We start from the raw sequence: 11,458 nt of genomic DNA, 5'->3' as shown, positions 1-11,458 counted from the left end.
GCCCGACCATGTTCATGTACTCGCTCATCGGAACGCTCTCGCGGTTCTCGAAGTCCATGTCATACTGCTGGCCGTCGCAGACCTGGGCCGCTGTGTTGCTGAACAGTTCCATGACCTTTCCGAGCACGGCCGCAGGTGCCTTGCCCATCCTCTTGTAGCTGTCGATGCACATCACGTCACCCGAGAGGATGGCAGTGTTGTCGTCCCACTTCCTGCATACGGTCGGCACGCCCCTGCGCACGTCGGCATTGTCCATGATGTCGTCGTGGATGAGAGTGAAGCTGTGGAATACCTCAAGACCAGCCGCAGGTTCGAGAATCTCGTTTCCGATCTCTTCCTTGAAGAGCGAATAGGCAAGGATGCAGAGACGAGGTCGTATCCTCTTTCCTCCGATGCCGATCATGTATCTGAGCGGGTCGTAGAGTCCTGCTGGCTCCTTGGTGAATTCAATGTTTGCGAAAAGGTCCTTGACGCATGCGTCGATCTGTACTTCGGTAATCATGTCACTGAGTTGTTTATCCTACAAATATAGTCGGGAAAAATCATATCTTTGCACAAATTTTCAAGTCAATACGTTGAAGAAGCCTTTTTAGGCTTGAGCCTGAATGAAGATGAAGGGTACTGCGACAGTAGTCAAGCATACCGGCAGCCATTATCTGCTGACCGAACTCCCGGGTTGGAATCTCTTCCCGGCAGTCCTCCGTGGAAAGGTGCGCCTCAAGGGTAGCACGGCGACCAATCCGGTGGCCGTGGGCGATCTCGTCGACTATGAGCTTGACGATGCTGCAGAGGGTGACAGCATGGCGGCCATCACTTCCATCCATCCACGTCGCAACTATGTCATCAGGAAGTCGACAAACCTTTCACGACAGAACCACATAATTGCTGCGAACCTTGATCAGGCAGTGATCATCACCTCGCTGATGTTCCCGGAGATCAAGCTTCCTTTCTTGGACAGGATACTAGTTACATGCGAGGTATATAACGTTCCGGCGATCATAGTCCTGAACAAGGTCGATATGTACAGGGATGCTGCGAAGGAGGAGGTCGAGGCCTTCAAGTCCATCTACGAGTCGGCAGGATACCGCGTGATCGAGACTTCCACGAAGACAGGGGAGGGCATCTCTGAGCTGCGCGAGCTCTGCAGGGACAAGGTGACTCTCTTTTCCGGCGAGTCGGGAGTGGGCAAGTCTTCGATGATCAAGGCCATAGATCCTAGCCTGGAACCTAGGACCGGTGAAATTTCAGATGTCCATCTTCAGGGCAAGCATACCACTACCTTCTACGAGATGTACCGTTTCAGCGTCGCTGACGGCGGCTCTGGTTACATCGTGGATACTCCCGGCATCAGGGGCTTCGGACTTGTCGACCTCAAGAAGGAGGAGATTGCGCTCTACTTCCCGGAGATGCTCCGTGCGTCTGAGGATTGCCGCTTCTCCCCATGTACCCACACTCATGAGCCTGGCTGTGCGGTCAAGCTCGCGGTGGAGGAGGGTACCATCACCCCTGAACGCTACAGCTCATACCTCGGAATGCTCGAGGATGAGGGTAAATATCGTTAGAAAATGAAGCGTGGAATAAACAAGGAAATCCTCAAGCTTGCCATACCAAGCATATTCGCGAACATAACGGTGCCCCTCGTGGGAATGGTAGACATCGCGGTTGTCGGTCACATCGGTGGCGACGTCGGCATTACCGGAGGCTTCAGCACGGCTGCTCTTATCGGCGGCATAGCAATCGGCACCATGCTCTTCGACCTTCTCTATTGGAATTTCGGATTCCTGAGGGTTTCTACCGGTGGTCTTACGGCGCAGGCTTATGGACGCTGGCAGGCGGCCCTTGCTGCGGCTGGCCTTCCTGTGGGGGCGGTCTCAGAGGATGCGGAGCATGCGCGTCGTGACTGTGCCGATTCCCTGCTGCGAAGCATCGGTATCGCGATGGCCACTGCTTTCGTGCTCATTGCCATCCAGTGGTTATTCGTGAATGCGGCTTTCCTCGTGGTGAAATGTACTCCGGAGGTGCGTCAGCTCGCAACTCAATACTTCTTCATAAGGATATGGGCTGCCCCTGCGACACTATCTCTGATGGCTTTCAAAGGTTGGTTCATCGGTATGCAGGACAGCGTCAGCGCCATGGTTACCGACCTCGTAGTGAACGGAGTCAACATCATCGCAAGCATCTTCCTTTCTCTGGGATTTGCATGGATGGCGGGTGGAAACGGCTGGCATGGACTCGGATTCGCCGGAGTGGCTTACGGTACCGTCGCTGCTCAGTACTCGGGACTTCTTTGCGCATGCATCTTCCTCATGGTCAAGTATCGCAGGAAGGTGTTCGGAAAGATAGGACTCTCCGACATCGCCAGGTCTTTCAAGGGTACGGACACAGGCAAGTTCTTTTCGATGAACGGCGACGTGTTCGTGCGTAGCCTCTGCTTTATCGCAATCTATATCGGTTTCACTGTCATCTCGGCCCGCTACGGGGATGTCCTCCTCGCGACCTGTTCGATCATGATGAAGCTTCTGATGATATTCTCGTACTTTACCGACGGCTTCGCTTATGCAGGTGAGGCGATGACAGGCAAATATATAGGTGCGAAGGATCTTGACAGCCTCAGCCAGTCTATCCGATGGAACTTCGTGTGGTGCGGCGCACTGTCCGTTCTCTTCATGTTCATCTATGGCTTCGGTGGAGTTCCTCTTCTGAAGATGATGACCACGGATCCTGTCGTCGTGACAACGGCTAAGTCCTATATTCCATGGCTCCTTCTGATGCCAGTCGCTGGTTGTGCGGCATTCGCATGGGATGGAATCTACATCGGTGCTACGTCTACCATTTATGTGCGTAACGCGATGATCTGGGCAGCCGTCGCCTTCTTCGCAGTGTGGTTCGGTGGGATCTGGTTCTTCAATCCTTCGACAGCCATCGCCGGTTTCCATGCTACCGACGAGTCAGCTGTGCATCTTCTGATGGCGGCCTATTTTGCGCATCTCCTTGCGCGCACGGTCGTCCTCACCCTCCGCTATCGCAAGGCCGTCTACGGTTCCCTCGCATAGCCTCTTCTACTATGATTACTTCTGCCTGAAGTAGATCTGGATAGGGCAGCCTGTGAAGTCGAACTTCTCACGGAGCCTGTTCTCCACGAAGCGACGATATGGGTCGCGGATATACTGCGGAAGGTTACAGAAGAACGCGAAGCAAGGGAACTTCGTAGGAAGCTGGGTTGCGTACTTGATCTTGATGTACTTTCCCTTCCATGCTGGTGGAGGGTAGTTCTCGATCTCTGGGAGCATCTCATCGTTGAGGTGAGAGGTGCTGATCTTCTGTGAGTAGTTGCGGTATACGTGCATCGCCTCCACGAGAACGTCCATGAACCTCTGCTTGTTGAGCACAGAGGTGTAGACGATAGGAATGTCGTTGAACGGAGCTATGCGGGCCTTGATTCCCTCGATATACTCCTTCATGGTGTTGCTGTCCTTCTCGACGGTGTCCCACTTGTTCACGACGATCACGCAGCCTTTCCTGTTCTTCTGGATGAGGTTGAAGATGGCCATGTCCTGAGCTTCGATACCCTGTTGTGCGTCCACCATGAGGATGCAGACGTCAGAGTGCTCGATAGCGCGGATCGCCCTCATGACTGAGTAGAACTCGAGGTCTTCGTGAACCTTGCTCTTCTTCCTCATTCCGGCGGTGTCCACGAGCATGAACTCGTATCCGAACTTGTTGTAGAGGGTCGAGATGGAATCTCTGGTGGTGCCTGCGAGAGGGGTCACGATGTTTCTCTCGACTCCGAGGAGAGCGTTGGTCATCGATGACTTTCCTACGTTAGGCTTACCTACGATGGCGATATGCGGGAGCTCCGGATGCTCGTCGTCGGCAGCGTCGGTTTCAGGGAGCTGCCTGCAGATCTCGTCGAGAAGGTCTCCGGTACCGCCTCCGTTTGCTGCGGAGATGCTCCATACCTCACCGAGGCCGAGATTGTAGAACTGGTAAGAGTCATACATCTTCTCTCCTGAGTCTACCTTGTTGCAGCAGAGGATGACAGGCTTGCCGCTTCTGCGGAGCATGTCAGCGATCTCTGAATCGTAGTCGGTGATGCCGGTCTGTGCTTCTACCATGAAGAGCACGACGTCAGCTTCCTCGACTGCGAGAACCACCTGCTTGCGGATCTCCTCCTCGAAGATATCGTCTGAATTTGATGTGTATCCGCCTGTGTCGACCACGCTGAATTCGCGGCCGCACCACTCGCTTTTTCCATAGTGTCGGTCCCTGGTTACACCTGCAGTCTCGTCTACGATGGCCTGCCTCATGCCTACCAGGCGGTTGAAAAGTGTTGATTTGCCGACGTTTGGACGTCCGACAATTGCTAATAAGCTCATATTAGTTCCTCCTTTTTATATAACCCGCAGCTAGCGCAATCACTGCATGATGAATCGCTGCAGGTGGGGTGTCCATTGGCTCCGTTCTTCTTGCCCCAGAGGCGCATTTCCTCCTCCTTGGCACAACGGATGCCGAGTTTTCTCATCTCCTTGTTACTGCTGATCTCCGTATCGGGAAACTCACCGTCCTTGCGGAAGATGATGTTGAAGCAGAGGCCGATGACGCAGAGGGCCACGATGGCCAGAGTGACAAGGTATACCATAATGTAAAGTATTGACTAGAAAGTCATTTCCTCTGAGATGGATCCGTAGTTGTAGACACATCTCATGATGTTGGCGAAAGTCTCCTCGAGAGGAATCACAGTGATCTTGCTCTTGTCGTCTGCTGGGTCGTCAGAGAGTTTGAGGGTATCGGAAACGATGAGTTCCTCGATCTGTGAGTCCTTGATCCTCTGGTATGCAGGGCCAGAGAGAACAGGGTGGGTGATACATGCACGCACGCTGGCTGCTCCCATACCCTTGAGCACGTCTGCTGCCTTGGTGAGAGTACCTGCGGTGTCCACCATGTCATCGATGATGATCACGTCCTTGCCCTCTACGTCACCGATCGCGGTGATGCTGCCCACTACGTTTGCCTTTGCTCTGGTCTTGTGGCAGATGATCACAGGGCACTCGAGATACTTGGCGTAGATGTTTGCCCTCTTTGCACCGCCCATGTCAGGAGCTGCGATGGCAAGGTTAGGGAGCTTGAGGCTCTTGAGGAAAGGAATGAATACCGTGCTAGCATAGATGTGGTCGACTGGGATGTCGAAGAACCCCTGGATCTGATCTGCGTGAAGGTCACAGGTCATGACCCTGTCGCAGCCGGCTGCGGTAAGCATGTTGGCTACGAGCTTCGCGCCGATGGATACGCGTGGACGGTCCTTGCGGTCCTGGCGGGCCCATCCGAAGTAAGGAAGTACTGCGATGACCTTGTGCGCAGATGCTCTTCTTGCGGCGTCGGCCATGAGAAGGAGCTCCATGAGGTTCTCTGCAGGAGGGCAGGTCGACTGGATGATGAAGACGGTTGCGCCACGGACGCTTTCTTCATACACTGGCTGGATTTCTCCGTCGCTGAATACGTCTGTCGAAGACTTTCCCAGCGTAGTGCCGAGATATTGAGCGACCTTTTCACCGAAAGCCTGAGAATTTCTGCAGGCAAAGACCTTCAATGGATGCATGTTGTTCATTGCTATTGTTCCTGTTTAATGGTGGTGAGCACCGAATCTATGTAGTTTAGTATTTCTTCTTTTCCCATCCCGGTCTGTGACGACGATACGAATACAGGAGGAAGCTCCTCCCAGAATTCCAGTATCTGTTCCTTGCACTTCTCGACCTGCGCCTTGGTCACGTTCGGGCCCTGCTTGTCGGCCTTGGTGAAGATGATGGCGAAAGGAATGTTGCTCTGCCCGAGTTCCGTGAGGAAATCCATGTCCACCTTGCCGATGTCGTGTCTCGAGTCGATGAGTACGAACAGGCATGTGAGGTCAGGAGAGAGGTTCAGGTAGTTGCGGATGATCTGCTCGAGCTGACGCCTGCCGGTCGCCGATATGTTGGCGAAACCGTAACCTGGAAGGTCTACGAGATACCAGCTTCTGTTGATGAGGAAGTGGTTCACGAGCTTGGTCTTTCCCGGCTTGCTGGACGTCATTGCGAGCTTGTGGTTGCCGCAGAGCATGTTGATCAGGGATGACTTTCCGACGTTTGAGCGTCCGATGAATGCGAACTCAGGGAAAGCCTGCTTAGGCCTCTCTGAGATGCGGGTGCTGCTTCCAGCGAAGAGTGCTTCGGAAATTTTCATCAGGGCGTTCTTATAATCGGGCGCAAATATAACTAATATTTTGTATATTTGTAAGGTGGGTTAAGGACCATGGAGAAAGAATTTGTCGATTTGTTTGAGCTTCAGACCAGAGTCAAGGAAGCCATCGAGATTTCTTGTCCCGGAAGGACATGGGTCAAGGCTGAGATAAGCAGCCTTAAGGCCCGCTATGGGAGTCATTGCTACATGGAGCTTTCCCAGAGTGATGACCGTGGTCTGATCGCAAAGGTCCGTGCCGTCGCATGGGCTTCAAACTGGAGAATCATATCCGCATATTTTCGCGAAGTGACTCAGTCGGAACTTGCTGAAGGAATGGAAGTTCTGATGGAAGTGGAAGTCAGCTACAGCCAGCTCTACGGGCTCTCTCTAGTCGTCATCGACATCGATCCTGAGTTTACTCTTGGGGCCAAGGAAGACGCTCGTCAGAAGACCATCGACAGGCTTGTTTCCGAAGGACTCATGGATATGCAGAAGGAGCTTGCTCCGCCAGCACTTCCGTACAGGGTCGCGGTCGTTTCCGCACCGGATGCGGCTGGCTTCCGCGATTTCATGAAGCACCTCTCCGAGAACGAATACGGATTCGTCTTCCAGGTCGATCTCTTCCCGGCCGTGATGCAGGGCACGGCAGCTCCTGAATCCATTGCTTCTGCCCTTTCGGAGGTGGCTTCAGCAAGGCCTTCGTATGATGTCGTGATGATCATGCGAGGCGGTGGTGCGAAGCTTGACCTGGCATGCTTCGACGAGTACCTGATCGCGAGTGCAATAGCGCGTTGTCCTTTGCCTGTGCTGACTGCGATCGGGCATGATCAGGACTATCATGTCGCAGACATGGTGGCAAATCATTTCGTCAAGACTCCGACGGCTCTGGCAGATTGGCTCATCGATATCTATATTACTGAGGATGAGAGGATTGCCTCTTATGTTACGAGGCTTAAGCTAGCTTTCATGAACAAGGTTGCGATGATGCAATCCAGGGTTGATAACCTCCGCGTCAGGATACTCGCGGCGGATCCTCGAAACATACTTTCCAGAGGCTATACCCTGACCCTCGGAGAGGATGGCAAGGTGGTTCGTTCGGCCGCTTCGCTCAAACCGGGAGAGAAGATGACCATCATGTTCCCTGACGGCAGCGTTCGCGCGGTCGTGGGCAGCATCGAAAAAACCGGGGAAAAAGTCGGATGAAAATGAAACAAAATCCTGAATAATCAGTATTGAATATATGATGAAGGAACCTTTTGACTACGGCGTAGCCGTAAAGGAACTAGAAAGGATAGCGGCGAAGGTCGAGGATCCCGATACCGGAATCGAGGATATCGACAGGTACATAGCCCGTTCGTCAGAGCTCGTCGAGCAGTGCCGCGAATATCTTAGGACAGCAAGAGAAAAAGTAGAAGAACTATGATGATATACGAAAATGACTCATGGCTGGAGCCCTACAAGGACGCGATCGATGCCCGTCATGAGAACATACTCAAGATCTATGACGAGTTTGCCGTGAACGGCAGCCTCAGCGCAGGAATCAATAACCACCTTTTCTACGGAATGCACCGCACCAAGACCGGATGGGTGTTCCGTGAGTGGGCTCCGAATGCGACCAGGGTCTATCTCATCGGCGAGTTCAACAACTGGAAGAGGGCGGACGCCTACGCCCTCCGTCCTTGCGGAGGCGGAAACTGGGAGATTGAACTTGGCAGCATGTTCCTTTCCCACGGTACGCTCTATAAGCTCTTCATCGAATGGCCAGGTGGAGCTGGCGAGAGGATACCTGCATACGCGACCCGAGCAGTCCAGGACCCTGTGACCAAGACTTTCTGTGCCCAGGTCTGGGACCCTGTCCCTTATGTCTGGAAGAATGCTGCTCCATCGCGTCGCAACCATCCGCTGATCTATGAGTGCCATATCGGTATGAGCTCGGAGGAGGAGAAGGTCGCCACCTTCGAGGAGTTCCGTCAGAACGTCCTTCCGAAGGTCGCGGAGCTCGGTTATGACACCCTCCAGATCATGGCCCTCCAGGAGCATCCATATTACGGATCCTTCGGTTATCAGGTTTCGAATTTCTACGCGCTCAGCTCGCGTTTCGGCACTCCGGAGGAATTCAAGAGGCTGGTGGATGACGCCCACGGTCGCGGAATCGCGGTAATCATGGATATCGTCCACTCCCACATGGTCAAGAACGAGGCCGAGAGCCTCAGCAACTTCGACGGTCGCGAGGATCTCTATTTCTATACAGGATGGCAGGGACATCATCCTGCATGGGACAGCCGCTGTTTCGATTACGGCAAGAACGAGACGAAGTGTTTCCTCCTTGCGAACGTGAAGTTCTGGATGGAGGAGTATCACCTCGACGGCTTCCGTTTCGACGGTGTCACCAGCATGCTCTACTGGGACCATGGACTCGGAAAGGATTTCGTCGGATACGATAACTATTTCAACGAGGGCGTCGACGAGAACGCCGTGGCTTATCTTGCCCTTGCGAACATGCTCGTCCGCGAGGTGAATCCGGATGCCATCACAATCGCAGAGGACGTAAGCGGCATGGCCGGCCTCGCAGCTCCTTTCGAGAATGGCGGCGTCGGCTTCGACTTCCGCATGAGCATGGGCGTTGCCGACAATTGGATAAAGTGGATCAAGACCCTGACCGACGACCAGTGGAGCGTCGGCGAGATTTGGTGGCAGCTCACCAACAAGCGAGAGGACGAGAAGACCATCAGCTATGCCGAGTGCCACGATCAGGCGATGGTGGGTGACAAGACCATCATCTTCCGTCTGATCGATGCGGAGATGTATACTTCCATGAACAAGGGATCCCAGTCTCCGGTAGTCGACAGGGGTATCGCGCTTCACAAGATGATACGTCTCGCGACCATCGGTACCTGTGGTGACGGATACCTTACCTTCATGGGCAACGAGTACGGTCAGCCGGAGTGGATTGACTTCCCTCGAGAGGGAAACAACTGGTCTCATGCCCATGCCCGCAGGCAGTGGTCGCTCGCAGAATCTCCTTTCCTCCGCTATCGTGACCTGCGAAATTTCGACAGGGATATGATTGGTCTGGTACGCTCAGAAGGCATACTTGACGCGAAACCTGAGCTCATCGTCCAGGACGAGGAGAAAAAAATATTGGTATTCAGAAGATTGGATTGTATCTTTGCGCTCAATTTCAATCCGGAGCAGTCGTTCACCGACTATGGCATCCCAGTACCGGAAGGCGTATGGGATATAGTCCTTGATACTGACGAAGCGGAATATGACGGTTTCTCAAGAATTAAGAAAGGGGAGACCCATTTTGTTGTTGACCAGACGCTGTATCTCTATCTCCCATCGAGAACCGCTCTGGTACTGAAGAAGAAATAAAAGAAAATTTATAGATATAATAATTGCCTATGGCATTCCTTAAGTTCAATAAAAGCGAACTCGTGAACCTGTCTTATTCGCTCAAGAGGGAAATCATCCTCGCGAACAGGACCGGCGCATATTGCAACACGTCCATCGTGTCCTGCAACACCCGCCGCTATCACGGTCTGCTCGCAGTTCCAGTAGATGGCTTCGGCGGTGGCACACACATGCTCTTGTCATCTCTTGACGAGAGCATCAACATCGCAGGTCACCAGTTCAACCTCGGTATTCATAACTACGACAACGTCTATGAACCGAGAGGACACAAGTACATTGTGGACTTCAATGCTGACGTGGCTCCAACCATCACCTACAAGGTGGGTGACGTGCTCATCAGCAAGACCTTCATCATGTCCCAGGACACAGACCAGGTCATGATCAAGTATCAGGTTCTCGAATCCCCTTCGAAGATCCTTTTCACACTTAAGCCATTCCTCGCATTCAGGAGCGTGAACGCCCTCACCAAGAAGAACGCTGACGTCGACACAAGATGTCATCAGGTCGATGGTGGCGTCTCATTCCGTATGTATCCTGGCTACCCTGACCTCAACATGCAGCTCAGCTGCGAGGCTCCTTTCAGGTATCAGCCTTACTGGTATGACGGAATCACTTACTCGGATGAGTACAGACGCGGATTCGACTGCAAGGAGGATCTCTGGGTTCCGGGAACATTCTCGCTTGAGGTGAAGGCGGGTGACTCATTCGTGTTCTCGGCTTCAGTGGACGAGATCGATCCTAAGCAGCTCAAGAGGAAGTTCAATTCTCAGTACGCCAAGCTTGATCACGTCACTACCAACCATGAGCTCCTCGTAAGGAACGCCGAGCTCCTCAAGTGCAACCGAAACGGTAAGCTCCAGATCAATGCCGGTTTCACCTGGCTCTATACCGGTCTTCTCCGTGAGACCCTCGTATCGCTCCCAGGCCTTACCCTATTCGCTACCGGAGACTGCGGCGAGTTCGAGGAAATCCTTGACAACCTCATCGCAGACGAGCAGGAGAGACTCTTCCACAGGACCACTCAGGTCGAGGCTCCTCTCCGTGTGACCGACGTGCTCCAGCAGTACATCGCCTTCGCCGGTGACGAGGCTCGCGTGTGGAACAAGTATGGTGAGACCCTCAAGGGCATCATCGAGAGCTATGGCCCAGGAAGAAGGAACGAGATCACTCTCCATCCTAACGGACTTCTCTGGGCGCAGATGTATCGCACTGCGCTCTCATGGATGAACGCATATATTGACGGTAACCCTGTGACCGAGAGGGCGGGCTACCAGGTAGACACCAACGCATGGTGGTATAACGCACTCTGCTTCGCAATCGAGATGGAGAGCAAGTACGAGTCACCAGAGAGCGAGTTCGTGAAGAAGTGGGCTCCGGTAAGGGATCTCGTGAAGGCTAACTTCCAGAAGACCTTCCTCATCCCTTCTACAGGCTATCTCTCTGATTATGTCGACAACGCAGGTCAGAAGTTCGAGGTTCGCCCTAACATGCTCTTCGCGGTATACGTACCATATCAGCTTCTTGATGACGAGGTGAAGCTCTCGGTAATGAGAACCATCAAGTACGAGCTCCTCACCAAGAGGGGAATCCGTACCCTTTCTCCTCGCAACATCGCATACAAGGGCGTATACGAGGGCTCACAGATGGAGCGCGACCTTGCATACCATCAGGGTTGCACCAGGACCGAGCTCCTCGCACCATATATCGAGTGCAGGTTCAGGATGAGCGGACCTTCATGCCTCAAGAGAGCGGAGTTCCTCGTAGAGGGCTTCTATGAAGACATCAGCAAGCACGGTGTCGGCTGCTTCTCTGAGCTCTACGATGGAGACCC

At 53.4% G+C, this 11,458-nt stretch carries 11 protein-coding genes; 6 read left to right on the top strand and 5 right to left on the bottom strand.

What is annotated here, in order from left to right:
* The coding region (locus AC06ND_RS08910) for a polyprenyl synthetase family protein (RefSeq protein ID WP_475678630.1) at positions 1–502 on the bottom strand (502 nt) is incomplete at its 3' end.
* Positions 503–605: 103 nt separating this feature from the next.
* Between AC06ND_RS08910 and rsgA the strand changes: the two genes are divergently transcribed.
* A complete protein-coding gene (rsgA, locus tag AC06ND_RS08905; protein WP_475678629.1) occupies positions 606–1,562 on the top strand; it encodes a ribosome small subunit-dependent GTPase A in 957 nt (318 codons plus the stop codon).
* Between the two features lie 3 nt (positions 1,563–1,565).
* Positions 1,566–3,053, top strand: a complete 1,488-nt coding sequence (locus AC06ND_RS08900) for an MATE family efflux transporter (RefSeq protein ID WP_475678628.1) — start codon at positions 1,566–1,568, stop codon at positions 3,051–3,053.
* 15 nt (positions 3,054–3,068) lie between these two features.
* Here AC06ND_RS08900 and der read toward each other — a convergent pair whose 3' ends face one another.
* Genes der through yihA form a run of 4 tightly spaced genes read right to left on the bottom strand, consistent with a single transcriptional unit; the run spans position 3,069 to position 6,216 of the window.
* Complete coding sequence (gene der, locus AC06ND_RS08895) at positions 3,069–4,376, bottom strand: ribosome biogenesis GTPase Der (protein WP_475678627.1); 1,308 nt, start codon at positions 4,374–4,376, stop codon at positions 3,069–3,071.
* Positions 4,373–4,639 (bottom strand): hypothetical protein, encoded by a 267-nt coding sequence (locus AC06ND_RS08890; protein ID WP_475678626.1) that lies wholly within the window; start codon positions 4,637–4,639, stop codon positions 4,373–4,375. Before AC06ND_RS08890 ends, der begins: the two co-directional genes overlap by 4 nt.
* A 15-nt stretch (positions 4,640–4,654) precedes the next feature.
* Positions 4,655–5,605 carry a ribose-phosphate diphosphokinase gene (locus AC06ND_RS08885; protein WP_475678625.1) on the bottom strand — a complete coding sequence of 317 codons (951 nt, stop codon included), beginning with the start codon at positions 5,603–5,605 and terminating at the stop codon, positions 4,655–4,657.
* Between the two features lie 2 nt (positions 5,606–5,607).
* Positions 5,608–6,216, bottom strand: coding sequence for a ribosome biogenesis GTP-binding protein YihA/YsxC (gene yihA / locus AC06ND_RS08880; RefSeq protein WP_475678624.1), 609 nt, complete (start codon positions 6,214–6,216; stop codon positions 5,608–5,610).
* A gap of 69 nt (positions 6,217–6,285) precedes the next feature.
* Here yihA and xseA point away from each other — a divergent pair, with 69 nt between their 5' ends.
* From xseA to AC06ND_RS08860, 4 genes are all read left to right on the top strand, one after another.
* Positions 6,286–7,416, top strand: coding sequence for an exodeoxyribonuclease VII large subunit (gene xseA, locus AC06ND_RS08875; protein WP_475678623.1), 1,131 nt, complete (start codon positions 6,286–6,288; stop codon positions 7,414–7,416).
* A gap of 40 nt (positions 7,417–7,456) precedes the next feature.
* Entirely contained in the window at positions 7,457–7,636 is a 180-nt protein-coding gene (locus AC06ND_RS08870; RefSeq protein ID WP_475678622.1) for an exodeoxyribonuclease VII small subunit, read from the top strand.
* Entirely contained in the window at positions 7,633–9,588 is a 1,956-nt protein-coding gene (locus AC06ND_RS08865) for an alpha amylase C-terminal domain-containing protein (RefSeq protein ID WP_475678621.1), read from the top strand. Before AC06ND_RS08870 ends, AC06ND_RS08865 begins: the two co-directional genes overlap by 4 nt.
* Before the next feature lie 29 nt (positions 9,589–9,617).
* A partial coding sequence (locus AC06ND_RS08860) for a glycogen debranching enzyme N-terminal domain-containing protein (protein ID WP_475678620.1) occupies positions 9,618–11,458 on the top strand: 1,841 nt, incomplete at its 3' end.

The sequence above is a fragment of the Candidatus Cryptobacteroides sp. genome (assembly GCF_056207615.1).
The sequence above is the reverse complement of the archived record's forward strand: the minus strand, read 5'-3'. Positions and strand labels throughout refer to the sequence as shown.